The 22,210-nt window shown below is 68.9% G+C and carries 21 protein-coding genes; 16 read left to right on the top strand and 5 right to left on the bottom strand.

Features of this window, described 5'->3' with window-relative positions; genetic code table 11:
* Positions 1-68: 68 nt before the first annotated feature.
* Genes V6W80_RS10650 through V6W80_RS10705 form a run of 12 tightly spaced genes read left to right on the top strand, consistent with a single transcriptional unit; the run spans position 69 to position 14,006 of the window.
* Positions 69-1,841 (top strand): IucA/IucC family protein, encoded by a 1,773-nt coding sequence (locus V6W80_RS10650; protein ID WP_338547009.1) that lies wholly within the window; start codon positions 69-71, stop codon positions 1,839-1,841.
* A complete protein-coding gene (locus V6W80_RS10655; protein ID WP_338547011.1) occupies positions 1,834-3,042 on the top strand; it encodes a type III PLP-dependent enzyme in 1,209 nt (402 codons plus the stop codon). The genes V6W80_RS10650 and V6W80_RS10655 overlap by 8 nt, the downstream gene beginning before the upstream one ends.
* Positions 3,039-4,445 (top strand): DHA2 family efflux MFS transporter permease subunit, encoded by a 1,407-nt coding sequence (locus V6W80_RS10660; RefSeq protein ID WP_338547012.1) that lies wholly within the window; start codon positions 3,039-3,041, stop codon positions 4,443-4,445. The genes V6W80_RS10655 and V6W80_RS10660 overlap by 4 nt, the downstream gene beginning before the upstream one ends.
* Complete coding sequence (locus V6W80_RS10665; protein ID WP_338547013.1) at positions 4,442-6,283, top strand: IucA/IucC family protein; 1,842 nt, start codon at positions 4,442-4,444, stop codon at positions 6,281-6,283. The genes V6W80_RS10660 and V6W80_RS10665 overlap by 4 nt, the downstream gene beginning before the upstream one ends.
* Positions 6,277-7,053 (top strand): HpcH/HpaI aldolase family protein, encoded by a 777-nt coding sequence (locus tag V6W80_RS10670; RefSeq protein ID WP_338547014.1) that lies wholly within the window; start codon positions 6,277-6,279, stop codon positions 7,051-7,053. The genes V6W80_RS10665 and V6W80_RS10670 overlap by 7 nt, the downstream gene beginning before the upstream one ends.
* Positions 7,050-8,900 carry an IucA/IucC family protein gene (locus V6W80_RS10675; protein ID WP_338547016.1) on the top strand — a complete coding sequence of 617 codons (1,851 nt, stop codon included), beginning with the start codon at positions 7,050-7,052 and terminating at the stop codon, positions 8,898-8,900. The genes V6W80_RS10670 and V6W80_RS10675 overlap by 4 nt, the downstream gene beginning before the upstream one ends.
* Positions 8,890-9,807, top strand: coding sequence for an iron-siderophore ABC transporter substrate-binding protein (locus tag V6W80_RS10680; RefSeq protein WP_338547018.1), 918 nt, complete (start codon positions 8,890-8,892; stop codon positions 9,805-9,807). The genes V6W80_RS10675 and V6W80_RS10680 overlap by 11 nt, the downstream gene beginning before the upstream one ends.
* Positions 9,804-10,805, top strand: a complete 1,002-nt coding sequence (locus V6W80_RS10685; protein WP_257706100.1) for a FecCD family ABC transporter permease — start codon at positions 9,804-9,806, stop codon at positions 10,803-10,805. Before V6W80_RS10680 ends, V6W80_RS10685 begins: the two co-directional genes overlap by 4 nt.
* Positions 10,795-11,826, top strand: a complete 1,032-nt coding sequence (locus V6W80_RS10690) for a FecCD family ABC transporter permease (protein WP_338547022.1) — start codon at positions 10,795-10,797, stop codon at positions 11,824-11,826. Before V6W80_RS10685 ends, V6W80_RS10690 begins: the two co-directional genes overlap by 11 nt.
* Before the next feature lie 10 nt (positions 11,827-11,836).
* On the top strand, positions 11,837-12,634 hold the full coding sequence (locus V6W80_RS10695) for an ABC transporter ATP-binding protein (protein WP_338547023.1): 798 nt from the start codon (positions 11,837-11,839) through the stop codon (positions 12,632-12,634).
* Positions 12,625-13,410, top strand: coding sequence for an IucA/IucC family C-terminal-domain containing protein (locus V6W80_RS10700; RefSeq protein WP_338547025.1), 786 nt, complete (start codon positions 12,625-12,627; stop codon positions 13,408-13,410). The genes V6W80_RS10695 and V6W80_RS10700 overlap by 10 nt, the downstream gene beginning before the upstream one ends.
* Complete coding sequence (locus V6W80_RS10705) at positions 13,395-14,006, top strand: RraA family protein (RefSeq protein ID WP_338547026.1); 612 nt, start codon at positions 13,395-13,397, stop codon at positions 14,004-14,006. The genes V6W80_RS10700 and V6W80_RS10705 overlap by 16 nt, the downstream gene beginning before the upstream one ends.
* Before the next feature lie 5 nt (positions 14,007-14,011).
* On the opposite strand, the gene V6W80_RS10710 is transcribed toward V6W80_RS10705, so the two are convergent.
* Positions 14,012-14,908, bottom strand: coding sequence for a LysR family transcriptional regulator (locus tag V6W80_RS10710; protein WP_338547028.1), 897 nt, complete (start codon positions 14,906-14,908; stop codon positions 14,012-14,014).
* A gap of 86 nt (positions 14,909-14,994) precedes the next feature.
* Between V6W80_RS10710 and V6W80_RS10715 the strand changes: the two genes are divergently transcribed.
* Genes V6W80_RS10715 through V6W80_RS10730 form a run of 4 tightly spaced genes read left to right on the top strand, consistent with a single transcriptional unit; the run spans position 14,995 to position 19,332 of the window.
* Complete coding sequence (locus V6W80_RS10715; protein ID WP_338547029.1) at positions 14,995-15,771, top strand: SDR family NAD(P)-dependent oxidoreductase; 777 nt, start codon at positions 14,995-14,997, stop codon at positions 15,769-15,771.
* A gap of 1 nt (position 15,772) precedes the next feature.
* The gene (locus V6W80_RS10720) at positions 15,773-16,528 is read left to right on the top strand and encodes an SDR family NAD(P)-dependent oxidoreductase (protein ID WP_338547031.1); all 756 of its coding nucleotides are present in this window, start codon (positions 15,773-15,775) and stop codon (positions 16,526-16,528) included.
* A 39-nt stretch (positions 16,529-16,567) separates the two neighbouring features.
* Positions 16,568-17,968, top strand: coding sequence for an aspartate aminotransferase family protein (locus tag V6W80_RS10725; protein ID WP_338547032.1), 1,401 nt, complete (start codon positions 16,568-16,570; stop codon positions 17,966-17,968).
* Entirely contained in the window at positions 17,965-19,332 is a 1,368-nt protein-coding gene (locus tag V6W80_RS10730) for a glutamine synthetase family protein (RefSeq protein ID WP_338547033.1), read from the top strand. The genes V6W80_RS10725 and V6W80_RS10730 overlap by 4 nt, the downstream gene beginning before the upstream one ends.
* A gap of 16 nt (positions 19,333-19,348) precedes the next feature.
* Here the strand turns inward: V6W80_RS10730 and V6W80_RS10735 are convergent, their stop codons facing one another.
* The 4 genes from V6W80_RS10735 to V6W80_RS10750 form a co-directional block, all read right to left on the bottom strand.
* Positions 19,349-20,056, bottom strand: coding sequence for an RES family NAD+ phosphorylase (locus V6W80_RS10735; RefSeq protein ID WP_338547034.1), 708 nt, complete (start codon positions 20,054-20,056; stop codon positions 19,349-19,351).
* On the bottom strand, positions 20,050-20,454 hold the full coding sequence (locus V6W80_RS10740) for an antitoxin Xre-like helix-turn-helix domain-containing protein (protein WP_338547035.1): 405 nt from the start codon (positions 20,452-20,454) through the stop codon (positions 20,050-20,052). The genes V6W80_RS10735 and V6W80_RS10740 overlap by 7 nt, the downstream gene beginning before the upstream one ends.
* Before the next feature lie 99 nt (positions 20,455-20,553).
* Positions 20,554-21,879, bottom strand: coding sequence for a tetratricopeptide repeat protein (locus V6W80_RS10745; protein ID WP_338547036.1), 1,326 nt, complete (start codon positions 21,877-21,879; stop codon positions 20,554-20,556).
* Positions 21,880-22,040: 161 nt separating this feature from the next.
* Positions 22,041-22,175, bottom strand: a complete 135-nt coding sequence (locus V6W80_RS10750; RefSeq protein ID WP_307774001.1) for a hypothetical protein — start codon at positions 22,173-22,175, stop codon at positions 22,041-22,043.
* Positions 22,176-22,210 lie beyond the last annotated feature (35 nt).

Genomic DNA, 22,210 nt, shown 5'->3' on the forward strand with positions numbered 1-22,210 from the left:
GCAGGGCACCACCAGAGCGCCACCGCACCGGATCGCCCGCAGGGACGCGCTACCTTTTGGACACTGCCATGACCTCTTTCGAATCCACTCTGCTTTCCCGCATCGTCAGTGAGCTGGCGTCTTCCCACGCCTTGATGAATTGCCTCATCAAGGAATTCGCGCTGCCGGAAAAGTGCCTGACTTATAATTGGCCGGAAGATCGCCGGGGTATAGCGCCGGCCAATTATCTGAGTTGGTTGCAAGACGGCGGCGTCCCCTTGCTGATCAACTTTCCTGGAGACCGCCAGTTCTTTCTGGTCGTCGATCGACAGGATGAACTCGGCAGCCAGCGTTATCTATCCGATATCTATGTAAGACGGGGTGACCAGGCCTGGTATTGCCCGGACTTTCCTGCCTTCATCGATTTTCTGCTGGAGGCCTGCGAAGAACTCGCCGGCGCCCACAATAACGAATTGCTGCAACAGGTCTTGCAAAGCCAGCGCCTGACCGCGGCCATCGTCGACCACGTGCAGGTCTCGCGCCATCCCGCTCCGCTCAGCGACTATCTGGCCAGCGAGCAGGGCCTGTGGTTCGGCCACCCCAATCACCCGGCACCCAAGGCCCGGCGCTGGCCGGAGCCCTTGCCGGCCGAGGCCTATGCACCGGAACTGCACACCAGCACCCCCATGCACGTGCTAGAGGTGCCCCGTGCCGGGCTGCGGGTGGCGGGCAACGGCCTGAGCGATGCCCAGGTGCTGCAGGGCTTCGTGGACCAGGCGCAGACCGCCCCGGGGCGCGTGCGCATCGTGCTGCACCCGGTCCAGGCGCAGCTGTTCCTGGGCGATCCACGGGTCCAGACCCTGCTCGCCCAGGGCGAGCTCCGCGACCTCGGCGCCAGCGGCGCGCTGGCCAGCCCCACGGCCTCCATGCGCACCTGGTACCGCGAAGGCCATGCCTTCTTCGTCAAGGGCTCGCTCAATGTGCGTATCACCAATTGCGTACGCAAGAACGCCTGGTACGAACTGGAAAGCACCCTGATCGTCGACCGCCTCATGCAGCGCTTGCAGGGGCGGGTGGCGGGCCTGGACATGGTGCGCGAGCCCGGCGCCCTGAGTTGGGCACCGCCGGCGGCGAGTGCCGAGGACGAGCGCTGGTTCCGCGAGCAGACCGGTGCCATCCTGCGCGAGAACTTCTGCCTGGAGCATGGCGCCGACTGCTGCCTGCTGGCCGGCACCCTGTTCGCCCGCGACACCCGCCTGCAGCCGCTGCTGCAGGACTTCCTCACCCGCTGCGGCGGCCAGGAGCCCAGCGATCAAGCCCGGTTGGCCTGGTTCCAGGACTATCAGCGGCTGCTGCTGGGGCCGGTGCTGCGGCTGTTCTTCGAGCACGGCGTGGTGCTGGAGCCACACCTGCAGAACTGCGTGCTGGTGCATGACAACGGCCGGCCCATCCGCCTGCTGCTGCGCGACTTTGAAGGCATCAAGCTGACCGATACCCTGGGCGCCGAGGCGCTGGACGCCCATGTCCAGCCCCGGGTGCGGCAGTCGTTGCTCTACAGCCGCGACCAGGGCTGGCGGCGCATCGCCTACTGCCTGTTCGTCAACAACCTCGCCGAGGCGGTGCTGGCGCTGAGTTGGGAGCGTCCGCACCTGGCGCCGCGTCTGTGGCGACAGGTGGAAGCCGAGCTGATCGCCATCCGCCGCGACCTGCAACGCGCCGCCCCCGAGTTGGATGCGCTGATCGCCGGCCAACCCATTCCCTGCAAGACCAATCTCAAGGTACGCCTAGCGGCCCAGGCCGATCGCCATGCCGGTTACGTGCAGTTGCCTTGCCCCTGGGGCGCGGAGGTGCGTCATGGGTGAGCTTCCTGCCGCGGTACGCGCCGCCCTGGTGGAGGCCCAGGCGCAGTCCAGCGATCCGCTGGTGGCCTTTGTCTACGACCTCGATGCCCTGCGGCGGCACGTCGCCGCGCTGATGGCCGATTTGCCGCCAGGCGTGGAGCTGTACTACGCCATCAAGGCCAACAGCGAGGCGCCGATCCTGGCGGCCCTGGCGCCGCTGGTACACGGCTTCGAGATCTCCTCCGGTGGCGAGATCGATCGCCTCGCCGCCTGCCCGCAGCGCAAGCCGTTCATCTTCTCCGGTCCGGGCAAGCTGGATTCCGACCTGCGCACCGCCCTGAGCGCCGGGGTCGAAGCCATCCACCTGGAGAGCCTCGGCGAGATCCAGCGCCTGCAACGCCTGGCCCGCTCCCTGGGGCGGCTACAGCCGGTGTACATCCGCATCAACCCACAATTGCCGGCCGGGCTGACCAGTACCCTGGCCATGGCCGGTACGGCGACGCCCTTCGGCTTCGACGAGGCCGACCTGCACGCCGCGGTGGCAGCGGTGGAGGCGGCCAGCCACCTGCAGCTGCAGGGTTTCCATGTGCATGCCCTGTCGCACCAGCACTCGGTCGAGCGCCATCTGCAATTGCTGGACTTCTACTTGGAACGCTGGCCGCACTGGCGCGGCCTGGCCCGGCGCCCGGAGAGCCTGGTGCGGCTCAACGTCGGGGGCGGCATCGGCGTTGACTATCGCGAAGGTCGGCGATTCGACTGGGCGCGGCTGTGCGCGCACCTGCGCGCCCGTCTGGCCGCCCAGGCGCAGCCGCCGCTGATCCGCTTCGAACCGGGACGTTTTCTCGCGGCCTTCTGTGGCTACTACGCCATGGAGGTGCTGGATACCAAGACCAGCCACGGCCAGCACTTCCTGGTCTGCCGCGGCGGGACCCACCAGTTCCGCCTGCCGGTGGCCCAGGGACACGATCACCCGGTGCTGCACCTGCCCCGCGAGGCGCGGGCGACGGCGACCGGGGGCAAGGCCTGGACGGTGGTGGGCCAGCTCTGCACGCCCAAGGACATCCTCAGCCGCGGCCAGCCGCTGGGGGAGGTAAGGGTCGGCGACCTGCTGGTGCTGCCCCTGGCCGGCGCCTATGGCTACAACATCTCCCACGCGGATTTCCTCTGCCATCCGCGCCCGCGCCAGCTGTTCCTCGACGGGCACGGGAGCGCCCCGACGTGAGCGTGGCGATCCCGCGGGTCTGGGTGGCGGTCAACGTGCTGCTGGGCACGGTCACCGTCAGCCTGGCCAACACGGCGCTCAATCCGGCGCTGCCGGCCTTCATCGCCGCCTTCGACCTGGGGCCGCTGCTGGCCAGCTGGATCGTCGCCGGCTTCATGGTCGCCATGGGCATCACCATGCCGCTGACCGGCTTCCTGGCCGGACGGATCGGCCGGCGGCGGCTCTATCGCCTCGGGCTGCTGGCCTTCATCGCCGGTTCGACACTGGGCGCCCTGGCCGGCTCCATCGCCGGGGTGCTGGCGGCGCGGGTGATCCAGGGGGTGGCCAGCGGCCTGATGATCCCCCTGGCGCTGGGCATCATCTTCTCCGTCTATCCCAAGGAGGAACGCGGCCGGGTGACCGGCTGGTGGGGTGGGGCGGTGATGCTGGCGCCGGCGCTGGGTCCGCTGTGCGGCAGCCTGCTGCTGGAGGTGTTCGACTGGCGCGCCCTGTTCCTGCTCAACGTCCCGGTGGGCCTGTTGGCCCTGGCCATGGGGCAGGTGGTGCTGCCCGCGGATGGCCCCCGCGAACACAAGCCCTTCGACCTGGCCGGCTACCTGCTGATCGCCAGTGGCCTGGGGCTGCTGCTGGTGACCCTTGGCCGGCTGCGCGACCTGGCTGCCCTGGCTGAACCCCTGAACCTGCTGGCCCTGGCCGCCGGGGTCCTGTGCCTGCTGGCCTTCGTCCGCCTGCAACTGCGGCGCCGCCATCCGCTGCTGCCATTGCGACTGTTCGCCCTGCGCGGCTACCGGGCCAGCGTCATCATCGCCGTGGTCCAGGCGGTGGGCATGTTCGAGTGCCTGGTGCTGCTGCCGCTGCTGATCCAGCTGGTGCTGGGCCACAGCGCGCTCTGGACCGGTCTGGCGCTGCTCTGCACGGCTCTGGCGGCAGCGCTGTTCGGCCAGGTCGGCGGCCGTCTGCTCGACCGTCGCGGGCCCCGCGGGGTGATCGCCACCGGTCTGAGCCTCAGCGGCCTCGCCACCCTGGCCCTGGGGGTGGTCGGCAGCGATGCCGGGCTCGCCTGGATCTGCGCGCTGATGGTACTGCGCGGCGTCGGCCTGGGGCTGTCCTACATGCCGGCCACCACCGCCGGCCTCAACACCCTGCCGGATACCCAGGTCACCCAGGGCGCGGCCATGAACAACATCGCCCGGCGGCTGGTGTCCTCGGTGGCCGTGGTGGTCGCCTCCCTGTGGCTGGAGCTGCGCCTGGGCGGCGCGGCCGGCTGGGGTCCGCGCCAGGCCGCCACTGGCGTCGCCATCCAGGACGCCTTCGTCGCCACCGGTCTGTTCATCCTGCTGGCACTGCCCTGGGCCTGGCGCTTTCCCGCCGGCCAATCCCTTTCCGTTCGGAGGTACTCATGACCGCTCAGCTTTCACTTCCTGCGCAGCCCTGGCCGTCGCCCGCCGACGCCGCCCTCTATCGCCAGGTCGAGCAGCGCGTGGTGGCGCAGCTGCTGCAGACGCTGATCTACGAAGAGGTGCTCAGCGCCCAGGTACAGCCAGTGGCGGATGGCCTGGCGCAGTATCGCCTGGCCGGTCGCGCCGCCGATGGCCAACCGGTGCAGTACCTGGGCTATGCGCCCGCCGCTGCCAGCTTCGGCCTGATCCGCCTGGACCCCCAGCGCCTGGTGCGCCAGGACGCCCAGGGCAGCCGTGCGCCGACGCTGCACGAGACCCTGGCCGAATTGCTCGGCGAGCAGAGCGCCGCGCCGCTATGGCCGCGCTTCGTCCAGGAGCTGGAGCAGACCCTGCTCAAGGACCTGCAGTCGCGCCGCCAGGATTATCGTCCCGACCGCCCGGCCCACGAACTGGACGTGGACGCGCTGGAACGGCACTTCATGGATGCCCATGGCTATCACCCCTGCTACAAGTCGCGCATCGGCTTTTCCCTGGCCGAGAATCGCCGCTACGGACCGGAGTTCGGCGAGCCGATCCAGCTGGTCTGGCTGGCCCTGGCGCGCGAGCGGGCCTCGGTGGGGCATTCCAGCCGGCTGGACTTCCCGGCTTTTATCGCCGAGGAATTCGGTGCCCAGCGCTGGGCGGCCCTGGCCGCCGAGTGGCGCGAACAGGGTCGGGCGCTGGACGATTACCAGCTGATCCCCGTGCATCCCTGGCAGTGGGAGCAGCACCTGGCCGCGCTGTTCCAGCCCGAACTGGTCAGCGGCGAGCTGCTTTATTTGGGCACCTCCCTGGACCAGTACGCCGCCCAGCAGTCCATCCGCACCCTGGCCAATCGCAGTGCGCCCCAGCGGCCCTACGTCAAGCTGGCGATGTGCCTGACCAATACCTCCAGCACCCGCATCCTGGCGCGCCACACCGTGCTCAACGGCCCGCTCATCACCGACTGGCTGCAGCGCCTGATCGAAACCGACGCCACCGCCCGCGACCTGGACTTCGTGGTGCTCGGCGAGGTCGCCGGCGTCGCCTACGACAGTCGCGCGCTGCCGGTCAGCCGGGCAGGGCAGGTGTATGGCACCCTCGGTGCCGTCTGGCGCGAGAGCATCCATGCATATCTACGCCCGGATGAGCAGGCTGTGCCCTTCAACGGCCTGACCCAGGTGGAGAATCGCTACGGCCAGGGCGCGCCGCAGCCCTTCGTCACCGCCTGGGTGGAGCGCCATGGCCTCGACGCCTGGCTGCAGCAACTGCTCAGGGTCACGGTGACGCCGCTCATGCACATGCTCCACGCCGAAGGTATCGGCATGGAGTCCCATGGCCAGAACATCGTGCTGATCCACCGTGACGGCTGGCCGCTGCGCATCGCCCTCAAGGACTTCCACGACGGCGTGCGCTATGCCGAGCGCCACCTGGCGCGCCCGGAACTGCGACCAACCCTGGAGCCCTTGCCGGCGAGCCACGCGCGGATCAACCGCAACTCCTTCATCCTCACCGAGGATGTCGACGCGGTACGTGACTTTACCTGCGACGCCTTCTTCTTCATCGCCCTGGGCGAGCTGGCGGTGTTTCTGCGCCAGCATTTCGCGTTGGACGAAGGCGATTTCTGGCAGGCGACCGCCACGGTCATTCTCGACTACCAGCGCGCCAACCCCCAGCACCGGGAGCGCTATGCGCTGTTCGACGTCTTCGCCCCCACCTTCGAGGTGGAGGAGCTGACCAAGCGGCGTCTGCTGGGCGATGGCGAGCGACGTTTCAAGGCGGTGGCCAACCCGCTGCATCCTTACCGGCCCGTCGCATGCTGAGGGTCAATCGCCTCAAGGCTGCCCTGGCGGCCGGCACGCCCAGCCAGGGGCTGTTCGCCTCGTTGCCCACGCCCGCCAGCATCGAGCTGATCGCCGAAGCCGGCTACGACTTCGTGATCATCGATCTGGAGCACGTGCTGATCAATCCGGAAACCCTGGAGAACATGATCCGCACCGCCGAGGGCTACGACCTCACGCCGCTGGTGCGGGTGCCGGACGCTGAGCCCAAGCGCCTGCTGCGCCTGCTCGATGCCGGGGCCCAGGGGATCGTGCTGCCCTGCGTGGAAGACCCGGCGGTGCTGGCCGCCGCGGTGCGCGCCTGCAAATACCACCCGGAGGGCGAGCGCAGCCTCAATGCCGGGCGGCCTGGCTCCTTCGGCAAAACCAGCCTGGCCGACTACGTGACCCGCGCCAATGCGCAGATCCTAGTGGTCGCCATGATCGAGAGTGCCACCGGCGTCGCCCGGGCGGCGGAGATCGCGGCGGTCCCAGGAGTGGACCTGCTGCTCGAAGGCGCGGCGGACCTGTCGCAATCCCTCGGGCGCCCCTGGCAGATCGCCGATCCCGAGGTGCAGGAGGCCTTGTGGCAGACCTGGGCCGCCGCAAGGCGCCAGGGCACGCCCTACTGCGCCATCCTCCGGCGCCCGGAGGACCTGGAGCTCTGGCGCGCTCGGGGCGTCACCACCTTCGTGCTCGGCGACGAGCGCGGCATCGCCTTTCGGGCCCTGCAGGCCCGCCTGACCGCCCATACCTGCGGAGAATCCCCATGAACGCCCATACCCTCGCCACCGACCTGATCCTGCAGGACCTGTTCGACTGCCTGCTGGCCGAAGACATCTTTGCCCCGCTTGCCGTGACCCTGGCGGCCGCGGCCCCGGAACATCCCGCCATCCTGCAGCCGGCCGCCCCAGAGGAGCGCCTCTGGGAGTGCTGCTGCGATCCCCGCGAACAGCGCTTCATCGCCGCGCGGGTGCGCCCAGGCATCACCCAGGCCTGGGTGAAGGTGCCTGGTACGCCGCTCCTGGCGCGCCAGGGCGACGCCTGGAGCACCCTCACGCCCGATGCCTTCGTCACCCTGGTGTTCGCCCAGGCGGCCGCCGACCCGGAGCAGGCGCGAGGCATCGCCCTGCTGCGCGAGACCCTGGCCACCAGTCTGCGGCAGACACGGTTGTCGCTGGAACGGCCCCTGGTCCCGGGTCCGCTGCTGGAGGGCGACGGCCAGGCCGCCTTCCTGCAGCTGGAGCGCTGGGCCGCCCTGCGGGATCGCCCCTATCACCCCCTGGCCAAGGCCAAGCTGGGGCTGAGCGACGCCGACTACCAGGCCTATCAGGCCGAATTCGGCCAAGCCGTGCGCCTGGCCTGGGTCGCGGTGCGCCGCGATCAGCTGCTGTGCGGCGAGGGCTTGGCGGCGGAGGGCCAGGGGCCGGCGGCCGACCTGCTGACCCCAGCGGCGCTGGCCGAGTTGCAGGCCGAATTGCAGCAGCGCGGCGTGGCAGAGAGTCACCTGGCGCTGCCGGTACACCCCTGGCAACTCGCCGAGGGACTGCCGGGCCGCTTGGACGAGGCCTTCGCCAGCGGCGTTTGCCAGCACCTGGACTTCGCCGGCGCACGTTGCTACGCGACCTCGTCGCTGCGCTCCATGCTCATGGAGGAGGGCGCGGGCGTGGCCCAGCTCAAGTTGCCCATGGCGGTGCATTCCCTGGGCGCCTCACGCTACCTGCCGGCGGTGAAGATGATCAACGGCTCGCGCAGCGAGGCCCTATTGCGCCAGGCCCGCACCCTGGACCCGGTGCTCGCGGAGAGCCTACACCTGTGCGACGAGAGTCGCTGGTGGGCCTTCATGCCGCCAGCGGCGACCCTGTTCGACGAGGCACCGCGGCATCTGTCAGCCATGGTGCGCGGCTATCCCGCGGCGCTGCTGGCCGAGCCGGACTGCCGCCTGCTGCCCATGGCCGCGCTCGGCACACCGCTACCGGGCAGTCGCCGGCATTTCTTCGATGACTGGTTGGCCGCACGGTCGCTGGCGCCGACGTCCGCCAACGTCCAGCTGTTGCTGGGTGAGCTCTGCCACAGCTTCATCGACCTCAATCTGCGCCTGTTCCGCCTCGGCCTGCTCGGCGAGGTGCACGGGCAGAACGCGGTGCTGGTCTGGCGCGCCGGACGCATCCAGGGCCTTCTGCTGCGCGACCATGACTCCCTGCGCCTGTACGTGCCCTGGCTGGAGCGCCAGGGGCTGGCCGATCCGCAGTACCGGATCAAGCCTGGCCATGCCCAGACGCTCTACCACGAGCATCCGCGCGACCTGCTGTTCTGGTTCCAGACCCTGGGCATCCAGGTCAACCTCAGGGCCATCTTCGAGACCCTAGCGAGCTGCTACGATATCCCGTTGACCGCCGCCTGGACGCTGCTGCGCGAGGTGCTGGAAGAGCGCATCGCGACCCTGGACTTCGATGCCGAGGCCCGGGCACTGCTCCGGGAAACGCTGTTCGAGGCGCCGGACTGGCCGCAGAAGTGGCTGCTGCGCCCGATGATCGAGCGGGCCGGTGGGCCCGGCAGCATGCCATTCGGCAAGGGCAGGGTGGTCAATCCCTTTCATCAGGTGAGCCATGCCCCCTAGTTCGTCCTCAGCCATGACCCGCCGCCGGCTCCTTGAGCTCGGCGGCGTTCTTGCAACCGGCCTGGCGCTGCAGCCGGGCGTGGCCCAGGCGCAGCCCGGGCGGGTGGCCAGCCTGTTCCAGGGCGCCACCGACAGCGCCGTGGCCCTGGGACTCAGGCCCTGCGGCGTGGTCGAGTCCTGGAGCGAGAAACCGGTCTATCGCTATCTACGCCCAGCGCTGGCGGGGGTGCCTTCGCTGGGCCTGGAAACCCAACCCAGCCTGGAGGACCTGGCGCTGCTGGCGCCGGAGCTGATCGTCGCCTCTCGCTTTCGCCATGGTCGGATCGCGCCCTTGCTGCAGCAGCTGTGCCCGGTGGTGATGCTGGAGGAGGTCTTCGAATTCAAGCAGACCCTGCTGGCCCTGGGCACCGCCGCGGGGCGTGAGGCAGCTGCCACGGCGCTGCTGCACGCCTGGCAGGCGCGCATCGATCACCTGCGCGCCGCGCTGCAGCGGCACTACGGAGCCCAGTGGCCGCCGACGGTGGCGGTACTGGACGTGCGCGCCGATCACCTGCGCAGCTACCTGCCCGACAGCTTCGCCGGACGGGTACTCAGCGAGCTGGGCTTCGCCTGGCCAGCAGCCAGCCAGGGCAACGCCAGCCCCTCGATCAAGCTGACCTCCCGGGAAAGCCTGCCGGTGGTGGAGGCCGACGTCTTTTTCGTCTTCCTGCGTGCCAACCAGGCCGCAGTGCAGCGCAACTACGCGAGCCTGATCGAGCACCCGCTCTGGCAGCGCCTGAGCGCACCCCGGCGCGGCCAGGTCTGGCAGGTCGATGGAGTGGCCTGGAGCCTGGGCGGCGGCATTCTCGCGGCCAATCTGCTGCTGGACGACATCGAGCGCGTCCTGGTCATCCAGGGGGCTGCATGACCGCGCCGTTCAGATTGCTGCTGCTCGCCCTGGCCTTGGCGCTGACCGCCGTGCTGAGCCTTTCGGTCGGCGCCCGCTGGATCGCGCCCGGTAGCGTAGTAGCTGCCCTGGTGCAGGACTCCTCGCTGGCGCTGGACGCCACCCTGGTCAACACCACCCGGTTGACGCGCCTGCTGGTCGCCCTGGTGGTGGGCGCCAACCTGGCGGTGGCCGGTGCCTTGATGCAGGCCATGACGCGCAATCCCCTGGCGTCGCCGGGGCTGTTCGGCATCAACGCCGGGGCTACCTTCGCCCTGGTGCTGGGCATCACCCTGCTAGGGCTCTCCAGCACGGAAAGCTGGGTGCTTTGCGCGTTGCTGGGCGCGGCGGTGGCCGGCACGCTGGTGTGGTTATTGGGCAACCAGGGCCAGGCGCGCCTCACGCCGCTACGCATCGTGCTGGCCGGCGCCGCCCTGGCGGCGCTGTTCACCGCCTTCAGCCAGGCACTGCTGGTGATCAACCAGGAGGGCCTGGATAGCGTGCTGTTCTGGTTGGCCGGCTCGGTGGGCGAGCGCAACCTGGACACTGCCGCCCCCTTGCTGGTGTTCAGCCTGCTGGCCCTGGCCGCCGCCGTGGTCTTGGCCGGGCAGCTCGACGTACTGGTCGCCGGCGACGACCTGGCCCGCGGCCTGGGGCAGCCCATCGGGTTGATCCGCCTGCTGGCCGGGGTGCTGGTGATCTGTCTGGCCGGCAGCGCCGTGGCCCTGGCCGGCAACATCGGCTTCATCGGCCTGATGGTGCCGCATCTGGTCCGCGGGCTGTTGGCGCGATCACGCCATGAACATCGTTGGTTGATTCCGGGCTGCGCCCTGGGCGGGGCCCTGCTGCTGGTGCTGGCCGACAGCCTGGCGCGCGTGGTGATCCTGCCCCAGGAGGTGCCCGTGGGCATCATGACCGCGCTGTTCGGCGGGCCCTTCTTCATCCATCTCGCGCGCCAGGGAGGCCGCCATGGCCGCTGAGATCGTGTGGCGGCTCGGCCGTTTCTCCCGGCGCGTGGCGCCGGCCACCCTGGGGCGGCTGACCCTCGCCGTGCTGGTGGCCCTGGTGACGTTGCTGCTGTGCCTGTGCCTGGGCAAGGTCTGGTTGACGCCCGCCCAGGTATTCGGCGTGCTGGTCGAACAGCCGGACGGTGGCCTGGGTTTCATCGTCTGGCAATTACGGTTGCCCCGGGCGCTGCTGGCGGCCCTGGTGGGTGGCGCCCTCGCGGTATCCGGCCTGTTGCTCCAGGGGCAGGTGCGCAATCCCCTGGCGTCACCGGACCTGCTGGGTATCACCAGTGGCGCCAGTGCCGGGGCGGTCTTCTATCTGGCGTTCCTGGCGGAAGGTCTGGGGCCCAATGGCCTGCCGCTGGCCGCCATGCTCGGCGCGGGCCTGGCGGCGCTGCTGGTCTATGGCCTGGCCTGGAATCACGGTGCCTCGCCGTTGCGCCTGGTGCTGGTGGGGGTAGGGGTATCGGCCATGCTCGCCGCGGCCACTACCTTCCTGCTGGTGTTCAGCCCGCTGACCACCACGCTGTCCGCCTACGTCTGGCTGACCGGCAGCGTCTATGGCGCCAGCTGGCCGGAGGTGCGCGCCCTGGGCCTCTGGTGGCTGGCCCTGCTGTTGCCGCTGGCGACCCTGGCGCGACACGCCGTGCTGGCGCAACTCGACGATGACCTGGCCCGTGGTCTCGGCGTTCGCCTGCAGCGGCAGCGCGCGGCCTTGCTGGCACTGGCCGTGGCCCTGGCCGGGTTGGCCATCGCCTGGGGAGGCGCCATCGCCTTCGTCGGCCTCATCGCGCCCCATATCGCCCGTCGCCTGGTACCGGGCGGTTTCGCCGGTCAGGCGCTGCTGGCGGCCCTGGTGGGGGCGCTGCTGGTGATGCTCGCCGATCTCCTGGGTCGTACCCTGTTCCTGCCCCTGGATCTGCCGGCCGGCATCTTCGCCGCCGCCCTGGGGGCGCCCTTTTTCCTCTACCTGCTGATCCGGCAGCGTCCCTGAAGGAGTCTTCATGGCAACCCTGGCCAGCCGCGGCCTGACCCTCGGCTACGGCACCCAGACCATCATCGAGGCCCTCGACCTCGAACTACCACCGGGCCAGGTCTCGGTCCTCATCGGCAGCAACGGCTCCGGCAAGAGCACTCTGCTCAAGGCCTGCGCCCGGCTGCTGGAGCCGCGCCAGGGCCAGGTGCTGCTCGACGGCCAGGACATCCACCGGCAGTCCACCGCCGCCCTGGCCCGGCAATTGGCGGTCCTGCCGCAGACCCCGGTGGCGCCCGAGGGCATCAGCGTGCGGCAACTGGTGAGCCTGGGCCGCTATCCCTACCAGAATTGGATGCGCCAGTGGTCGGCGGACGATGCCGCGGCGGTGGACAAGGCGCTGCGCCTCACCGACCTGCTGGCGTTGGCGGAGCGACCGGTGGACGACCTCTCCGGTGGGCAGCGCCAGCGCGCCTGGATCGCCCTGACCCTGGCCCAGGACACCGACTGCCTGCTGCTGGATGAACCCACCACCTACCTGGACCTGGCGCACCAGATCGAGGTGCTGGACCTGCTGCGCCAGCTGAACCGGGAGGAGGGCAAGACCATCGTCATGGTGCTGCACGACCTCAATCTCGCCTGCCGCTACGCCGATCACCTGGTCGCCGTCCACCAGCGGCGTGCCTTCGCCCAGGGCGCACCCGCGGCGGTGTTGACGCAAGCCCTGGTGCGCGAGGTGTTCGCCCTGGAATGCCGGATCATCGCCGATCCCTATTTCGGTACACCGCTGTGCATTCCCTTCGGTCGCGAGGTACCGCCATGTGCCTGAGGCCTGCCTTGGCGGCTGAACACCTGCAGGTATTGCGCGAGACCTTTGGCCTGCGCGAAGCCCGGGAGCGCGACGGGCAGCACAGCCAACCGGTCGCCGCCTGGCTGGACGCCGCGCGCTGCGCCGAGTTGCTCGACGACCTGGCGGAGCGGATGGAAGCCCCCACGCGGCGGGTCGCGGCGTCGCTGCTGACCAAGCGGCTGGGCTTCCTCACCACCGGGGTGGCCTTCCAGGCCCTGTCGACCTACGGCCGGCGCCTGGACCTTTCGCCTGGCAATGTCTGGATCGAGGACGGCCATGCCCAGGGCCGCTGGCGATCGGCCCTGCCGTTGAACGATACCCGGCCGCTGCCCGCCCTGGAGGATCATGCCGCTACCCGCGCCTGGCTGGCGCGCACCCTGTTCGGTGATCTGCTGCAACCGCTCTGGGAGAGCCTGGCACGGGTTGGCCGCGTCTCGCCCCGTATCCTCTGGGAGAATGCCGCGGTGCGGCTCTACTCGCTTTACGACCGGCGCCTCGCCGAATTGGACGATCCGGCCATTCGTGCCCGCTGCGCCGAGGACTTCGCCTGGCTGCTGGCGGCCACGCCGGCGGAGCTGGGACTGGAGACCAATCCGCTGGCGCAGTTCCGCCGGCCTGCAACGACGAATACCGTGGGGCGTCCCGTTCGCTTCCGGCGTACCTGCTGCTTCTACTATCAGGCGACGGCGCCCGCCGAATACTGTTCCAACTGTCCGTTGATCCGTCCGCGGGAGGTCGCATGCCCGGCCACCTGAGCGAGCTACCCGCCGAGCTGATCGCCGGCTACGCCGAGATTTCCGCCTCGACCCTGGGCCATCTCGGACGTACGGGTTACCTGCCCGAGCTCAAGCCCGCGGTAGCCGGCACGCGCCTGCTGGGCCGGGTGGTCACGGTACGCATCCCCTTGCCCCACGGCGCCCTGTTGCGCGAGGCGCTGATCGCCAGCCGCCCGGGCGACGTCCTGGTGATCGAGGCCGTCGGCGATCCCCACTGCGCCTGCTGGGGCGAATTGCGCACCCTGGCGGCCCTGATCAAGGGCCTGGCCGGCGTGGTGGTGAGCGGCGCCATCACCGACATCCAGGCAATTCGCCGGCTCGGCCTGCCGGTGTTCCACCACGGCATCAGCGCCGTCACCACTCAGGGCGGCGAGGCGCTGGGCGAATTGAATGTCGAACTCCAGCTCGGCGAGACGCTCGTCTGCGCCGGTGACCTCGCCCTGGGAGACGACGACGGCCTGTTCATCCTGTCGCCCGCGCGGGCTGCAGCCTTGCTGCCCCTGGCCCAGGCCAAGGAAGCCGCGGACCAGGCGCGGCGTGCACAACTGCTGCAGCGGCTGAGCAAAGGGCGCTAAAAGCGCTATTCCGGCTTGGTGCCGATCTGCTCGCGCAAGAGCTGCAGATAGCGCCGCGCGCCCAGACCCTGGGGGCGGTTCTTGATCCAGATGACGTCGATCCAGCGACGGATCTGGCTGGCCATGTTGTCGAATTGCACCTGTTCGAGCAGGCCGGAGGCGATCAGCGGACGCACCAGCGGATGGGGCAGATAGGCCCAGCCCAGCCCCGCCTGGACCAGGTCCAGCGTCGCCAGATAGCTGTCGGTGAGCCAGACCCGTTGCGACAGCACGATTTGCGGATCCGAGGCGTTGCGGTCGCCGCCGGCCACCACGATCTGGCGGGTATCGGCCATCAGCGTTTCGCCCAGAGGTCGATCCTGGCGGGAGGCAGGATAGCCAGGTGCCGCCACCGCCGTGAGCAACTGGCTGCCGGCCTCGGCGAAGCCTTCCTGCTCGTTGATCCCCGGACGCTCGAAGATCAGCGCCATGTCGACGCTGCCCTCGTGCAGCAGGCGGATCGCCTCGGCGCGCGCCGCCGAGCGGATCTCGATTTCCAGCGCCGGAAATTCCTCGGCCAGGGTCACCAGCGGCCGACTCCAGGCGCCAGTCTGCAACTCCGGCGCCATCACCAGCACGAAGCGCCGTTCCAGCCCTGCGTGCAATTGCAGGGCATGGGCGTCGAGCAGCGTGAGCTGGCTGGCCACCTGCCGCGCCTGGGGTTCGAGGGCGCGCGCGGCGGGGGTGGGCAAGGCCTTGCGGGTGGCGCGGTCGAACAGCATCAGGTCCAGCTCGGCCTCCAGCTGGGAGATCGCCATGTTCACCGCTGACGGCACCCGCCCCAGGACGCGAGCCGCCGCGGAAAAGGAGCCCTCGTCGATGACGGCGAGGAAGACCCGAAGCGTTTCGCTGGTAAAGGCCATGGTTGTCAATTTCGCTGATAACGATCGTCTTTTTGTATCAGCCAGACAGGCTTAGAGTCCAGTCAGACAACGATGGAGACAGCGACATGAGCGAGTCGATGGCGGGCCAGGTGGCCCTGATCAGCGGTGCCGGCAGCGAAGCCGGCATCGGCATGGCGATAGCCCGCCGCCTGGGCGCGGCGGGGGCACGGCTGATCGTCACCGCCAGCAGTGCGCGCATCGCCGAACGGGTGGCGGAATTGCGCGCCGCCGGCGTCACCGCTGATGGTCAGGCCCTGGATCTCACCGAGGAGGCCGCCGTTGGCGACTTCTGCCAGTGGGCCGAGGCGCGCTGGGGCCGTATTGACATCCTGGTCAACAACGCCGGCATGACCATGCAGGGCAGTCCCGAGCCCCTGGTCGAGATGGCGCGGATGACTCTGGCCGACTGGAATCTGACCCTGGCGCGCAACTTGAGCACGGCCTTCTTGCTGACCCGTGCCGTATTGCCCGGCATGCAGGCGCGCGGCTATGGCCGCATCGTCCACGTCAGTTCCGCCACCGGCACCCGGGCGGGCATTCCGCAGGCGGCGGCCTACAGCGCGGCCAAGGCGGCCATGGTCGGCATGAACATGAGTCTGGCGCTGGAGGTGGCCGGGCAGGGCATCACGGTCAACGCCGTGGCGCCCGGCTGGATCGAGACCGCCTCCAGCCTGCCGGAAGAATTGCTGGCCGCGACCCGAGTCCCCGTGGGCCGCGCCGGTCGCCCCGCCGAGGTCGCCGCGGCGGTGGCCTTCCTGGCCTCGCCCGAGGCGAGCTACATCACCGGCGAGTACCTGGTGGTGGACGGCGGCAACAGCCGCATCGAAAACAAGGGGGCCTGACATGCAGCCGGTCGTACTGGTCAGTGGGGTACTGGGGGGCATCGGGGGAGCGGTGCGTGAGCATTTTCTGCAGGCGGGCTGGCGGGTCTTTGGCACCGATCTCGACGGCGCGGCCCTGGCGACGCTACAGGCCGACGGCCGCCTTGCCGGTCAGCACGCCGCCGACCTGCGCCACGCGAGCGTGAGCCGGGAGGTGGTCGCCCGCGTTCTGGACCGCCTGGGTCGACTCGACGCCCTGGTCAATTGCGCCGGCGTCTGGCGCGAAGGCCCGGCGGAAACCTTCAGCGAGGAAGACTTCGACCTGGTGCTGGACGTCAATCTCAAGGCCAGCTTCTTTCTCTGCGCCGCGGCCATACCCGCGCTGCGGGAAACTCGCGGCGCCATCGTCAACCTGAGCAGCGATGCCGGTCGCCAGGGCAACCGCAACGCCGCCGTCTACTGCGCCAGCAAGGGCGCGGTGACCCTGATGACCAAGGCCCTGGCGCTGGATCTGGCGCCCAGCGGGGTGCGCTGCAACAGCATCTCCCCCGGCGATGTGGCGACGCCCATGCTGAGCTTTCAGGCCGAGCGCTACGGCAATGGCGATCCCGCCGCCTATCTGCAGGAATTGCTGGAGAAGTATCCGCAAGGCGAGCAGGCGCGCTTCATCCAGCCCGAGGAAGTCGCCGAGCTGGCTTTTTTCCTGTGCCAACCCGCCGCCCGCTCCATCACCGGCGCGGACCTGGCCATCGATTGCGGCGTCTCGGCCGGGCACTGAGCCCGGGCCGAGCCGCCCTCCACCCAAGAGGAATCCGACATGACCACCAGTGGTATCAGCGAAGCCGCCGTCCAGACCTTTGTCGCGGCCGAACGCGAGCGCTTCCTGGCGCGCAATCCCAAATCCCTCGCCCTGGCCGAGCGGGCCCGGCACTCACTGTTCGGCGGCGTGCCCATGCACTGGATGAACGACTGGTCGATGCCCAGCGCCCTGTTCGTCAGCCATGCCCAGGGTGCGCGCTTCCATGACGTCGACGGCCACGAGTACATCGACTTCTGCCTGGGCGACACCGGCAGCATGTTCGGCCATTCGCCGGCGCCCATCGCCCGGGCCCTGGCCGAGCAGGGCGCGCGTGGACTCACCACCATGCTGCCCGGCGAGGATGCCGTGGTCGCCGGGGAGCTGCTCGCCGAGCGCTTCGGCCTGCCGTTCTGGCAGGTGGCGACCACCGCCACCGACGCCAACCGCTATGTCATCCGCTGGGCGCGCGCCATCACCAATCGCAAGATGCTGCTGGTGTTCGACGGCTGCTACCACGGTACCGTCGACGATGTCATGGTGCGCCATCAGGAGGGGCGCACCGTGCACCGCGGCGGCCTGATCGGCCAGGCGCACAACCTGGCCGAGACCAGCCGGGCCGTGCCCTTCAACGACCTGGCCGCGCTGGAGGCGGCCCTGGCGAAGGGCGACGTCGCTGCGCTGATCTGCGAACCGGCCATGACCAACATCGGCATGGTGCTGCCCACCCCGGGCTTCATGGACCAGGTCCGCGCCCTGACGCGGCAGTACGGCACCCTGCTGATCATCGACGAGACCCATACCCTGTCCACCGGCCCCGGCGGCTGTACCCGCGCCTGGAAGCTGCAGCCGGACTTCATCACCTTCGGCAAACCCATCGCCGGGGGCGTGCCCTGTGCGGCCTATGGCTGCAGCCACGAGATGGCCCAGGCCATGCGCCTGGCGCAGCAGCACGCCAGCGAGACCAGCCACGGCCATGGGCACAGCGGCATGGGCACCACGCTGTCAGCCAATGCCCTGGCCATGCGCTGCCTGAGAGTCAACCTCGAGGAAGTGGCGACGCCGGCCGCCTACGAACGGATGCTGCCGCTGGCAGCGCGACTGGCCGCCGGTCTGCGCGAGGTGATCGCCCGCCATGGCCTGGCCTGGTCGGTGACGGAGCTGGGCGCCCGCTGCGAATTCCAGTTCTGCCCCACGCCGCCCACCACGGGCGCCGAGGCGGAAGCCGCCTTCCATGACAGCCTGCAGCAGGCGCTGCACCTCTATCTGATCAACCGGGGCATCCTCATCACGCCCTTCCACAACATGACCCTGTGTTGCCCGGATCTCGCTGCGGCAGACGTCGATCTACTGCTCGCCACCCTCGACCAGGGCCTCGCCGAACTCCTGGCGCTGCCCGGCGCCCGGGAGTGTCAGCCATGAACTTCGCCGACGCCCAGGAAGCCCGCGACTTCCTCGCCGCCCACCCCGAGGTGCGCAGCATCGAACTCATGCTGATCGATGCCAATGGCGTGCCCCGCGGCAAGCTACTGCACCGTGACGAATTGCTGGCCATCTACGAGGAGGGCCGGCCGCTGCCCAGCTCCATCCTGGCGCTGACCCTGCAGGGGGAAGACGTGGAGGCCACTGGCCTGGTCTGGGAAGTCGCCGACGTCGACTGCTGGACCTATCCGCTGCCCGGCAGTCTGACCCTGCAACCCTGGCGCAGCACCCCGACCGGTCAGGTGCAGGTGAGCATGCACCCGACCCAGGGGCTGCCGGCCACGCCCGCCGATCCCCGGCACGCCCTGGTACGGGTGATCGAGCGGCTGCAGGCCGACGGCTTCCAGCCGGTGATGGCGGTGGAGCTGGAGTTCTATCTGCTCGACCGCACTCGCGATGCCCAGGGCCGGCCGCAACCGGCGCTGCAGATGAATGGCGTGCGACCCGGCTCGCCGCAGGTCTACGGGGTCTACGAACTGGAGCAGCTGCAGCCCTTTCTCGATGACCTCTACGCTGCGTGTGAGGTGCAGGGCCTGCCGGTGCGCACGGCCATCTCCGAATACGCCCCCGGCCAGCTCGAACTGACCCTGCTACACCGTTTCGATGCCCTGCAGGCCATCGACGAAGGCGTTCGCTACAAGCGCCTGGTCAAGGGCGTGGCCAACCGCCACGGCCTACAGGCCTGCTTCATGGCCAAGCCCTTCGGCGACCAGGCGGGCAGTGGCCTGCACCTGCACGTCAGCCTGGCCGACGCCGAGGGCAACAACCTCTATGCCAGCGAGGACCCGCAAGGCACGCCGCTGCTGCGTCATTCCATCGGCGGCATGCAGCACCGGATGCTGGATGCCCTGGCGATCTTCTGTCCCAACGCCAACTCCTACCGCCGTTTCCAGGCCAACAGCTATGCGCCGCTGGCCAAGAGCTGGGGGGTCAACAACCGCAGCGTGTCCCTGCGCGTGCCCGGCGGTCCGGCCAGCAGTCGCCATATCGAACACCGCATCTGCGGCGCCGATGCCAATCCCTATCTGGCCGCCGCGGCCATCCTCGCCGCCATCCACGAAGGCATCCGTGACGAGCGTGACCCGGGACCCGCCATCGTCGGCAATGGCTACGAGCAGGCCACCGACCTGCTGCCCACCGACTGGCTGACCGCGCTGCAGGTGCTGGAGGGCTCTGCGTGGATCAAGGAGGCGCTGGGGGAGCGGTTCATCGAGGTCTACCTCGCCATCAAACGCGCGGAATACCGGCAATTCATGGCCGAGGTGGGAGAGCAGGACTGGCGGTGGTATCTGACCCACGCCTGAGGGCGGCGCTACCTGATCAGGTCGGCTCGCCCGGCACGGCGGTGATGCGATTGACGCTGATGATGCCGCCGTTCCAGATCATCTCAACCGGCGCCGCCTGGACCACTGCACTGATCCGTCCTGGGGTCAGCAATGCCCAGCAGTGGTTGCCGGGACGCCGCACCGAGCGATAGCGCAGGCCTGGGCAGCCGGCGCGTTTGGCGGCGGCGCCAAGACTGCGCGCCGCGCCGTAGTCTGCGGGGTGGTAGAGGGCATCGGTCGCTGCCAGCACCAGGGCATCGCGGAAGCCCTTTTCAGAGAAGCTCACCGAAAGATTGCGGAAGACGAACCGCTCATATTTCAGCGCGGGCACCTTCGACCAGTACGCCTGCTGATGATAGCGAACCTCGGCAAGGGCGGTATCGGGATGGTCGGCCAGGTAGAGAACGCCAAAGCTGCCATCACTGAAGCGAGACCCTGCGGGGTTTACATGGGTGAAAGGTGCCACGGCATAGGAGCAGCCAGAGATACCGAAGGGGATCTGTGCCAGGGGGATCAGCTCCAGACGCCCTAGCTCGTTCTGCAGTCGCGGGTTGGTCAGAGTCTGCAACTGGTGCAGCGCCGCGAAGTCCTCGGCATTGGCGACATCGTCGAACAGGTCGATTGGCGGAAATTTGGAGTTGATCAGGCGATGCCCCTGTAGCCGCTCATCCGCGAGCAGAGGCAGGTCTTCCAGCTTCACCATCCGGCACCGCGCAGGACGTCGATACGCCGGAAGGTCTCATAGAGCGAGATCATGTCGCCCTGGGCCATGATCTCCAGAGGCGAACGGCCATTGAAGAACTCATTGTGATTGGCCATGGCGACGAAGCCGTAGACGTTTTCTGGGTTGTCGAAGATCAGGCGTAGCGCAGAATGCATGTTCAGCACCAGGCTGACACGCTGGAGCTGATCGGCATCCAGACTCACCGCCCAGTTACCTTCCCGCTGCAAGGCCCGGCTGTAGGTGCTGCGCGAGATGCGCAAGATGCGGCAACTCTGCTCACTGGAGGCCTGCCATCTGTCCAGAATGTTGAGCGCTGCCCGTAGGCCGGCCGTGCTCTGGCTTTTCGAAAACTGCTCAACGGCAACGACCTGGGACATAGGACTCTCCAATCTGTAGATGCAAATATATTGAAATTGCGTCTACAGATAAAGAGATGAGGTAAAACTGATCACCGGGTAGTCCGTGACCATTCCGGATCAGGATGCAAGGCTGGCCCGCCAGTGCCGATCGCGGGTCGAAGGCCGCCGGTGCAGGCGCTCGTCCAGCAGTGCGCCTGCCCTGGTGTGTTCACCCCCGCGCAGCAGGGCGACCAGCAGGGTGTCTTCGATGACCTCGCGCTGGGCACCACTGCCGCCGATGCGGGCGACATCCGTGCGCAGCGGCTCCAGCAGCCGTGCGCAGCCGTCATAGTCCTCGTCGGCGAAGGCCAGCAAGGCGCGGCAGAGCAGGGGGACGACCGGTCCGGCGGAAAGAGTGCCGTCGCACAGGCGGGCTTCGAGTCCGGCCACGCGTTCTTCCAGCGCCTGCCGATCCCCGGTCGCCGCGGCGATCAGGGCCATATGGACGTCGGCGAAAGCCAGCCCCGGTTGCTGGAACAGCCCGGACGCACTGGCCGCGGTGGCCTGCCAGAGGTCGGCTGGCACCTCGTGGCCATAAAGCCCCAGGCGCCAGAGAAAGGAGGCGTTGTCGCTGACCCGGTTGAGCGGACCGGCGGTGGACGCGGCTGGCGCTACGAAGCGCTGATAGAGGTCCAGCGCGCCCTGGATGTCGCCCTGTTCGAGGGCCACCAGGGCGCCGTGCCAGGCGATATGGCCATGCAGAGTACCGTGATGGGGGTACTCGGGCAGCCAGCCTGCGATCAGGGCCTGCGCGGCCTGGCTGTCGCCGGATTCGTGCAGGACATGGGTCAGGGCATGGGCTGCATTGACGTTGTGGCGGCGTAGCTCCAGCGCCCGCTCGGTGAGCGTACGGCCCCGCACCACCTCGCCGTTCTCGCCCAGGGACCAGCCGCGGTAGGTCAGGAACCACCAGTCATCCGCGGCGAAATGACGGGCATGGCGCTCGCAGAGGTCGACCCGCGCCTGATCGTGATCGGCCCGCCCGGAAAATGCCAACAGACCGAAAGCACCCAGGGGCAAGCCCAGGATCAGGATGTCCCGCGGCCAGCGGTCGGCATGCGCCAGGGCATCTTGTAGCGCCTGGGCGGATTCACCGGCGATCAGCCGCTGCAGGACCTGCACATGGCTGCGCTCGCGCTCCGTGCCGCGCCGCTCGACCAGCCGCTGCGCCCGCGCGATGGCCTCCCGGGCGGCACCGGCCTGGTTGTCGATCAGCTGCAGCCGCGCCCGCGCTGCAAGCGCCAGGGCGAAATCAGGATCGGCGGCGATGGCCTCGTCCAGCGCCTCGGCCGCCCCCGGCCAGAGCGACAGCAGCAGATCGACACCGACCTGGTAGCGCTCGGCGGCGTGGGCGGAAGAGGTAGAGAGGGGGAGGTCGTAGCGGTCGGTGTGAAAGGAAGGCATTTTCAACTTGGACTAGAGGAGCGGGGGTCTTCGGCAGCATGCCGAGACGGTTCATGCTGCCTAGATAGCAGGCCCGGCGCCCGAAGGGTACTGCAGCTCATTCCTGCAAGGCGTGAAAGATCCTCATATCCCCAGGCTCCTCAGAACAATGCGGCGATCGTTCACTCCCCCAGCGCCTGGCCGATGCTCATGCCGAGATCGCTATGGATCAACATGGCAGTGATCCGCGGATCCGCCTCCAGGATGCTGTAGGGCCCGGGTCCACGGGCGCCGTAGACACCTTGCCAACGCTCCATCACCTTCCACGCGGTCGCCCAGCGTCATGGTGCAC

Source organism: Pseudomonas benzopyrenica, assembly GCF_036884265.1.
GTDB classification, from domain to species: Bacteria; Pseudomonadota; Gammaproteobacteria; order Pseudomonadales; family Pseudomonadaceae; genus Chryseomonas; species Chryseomonas benzopyrenica.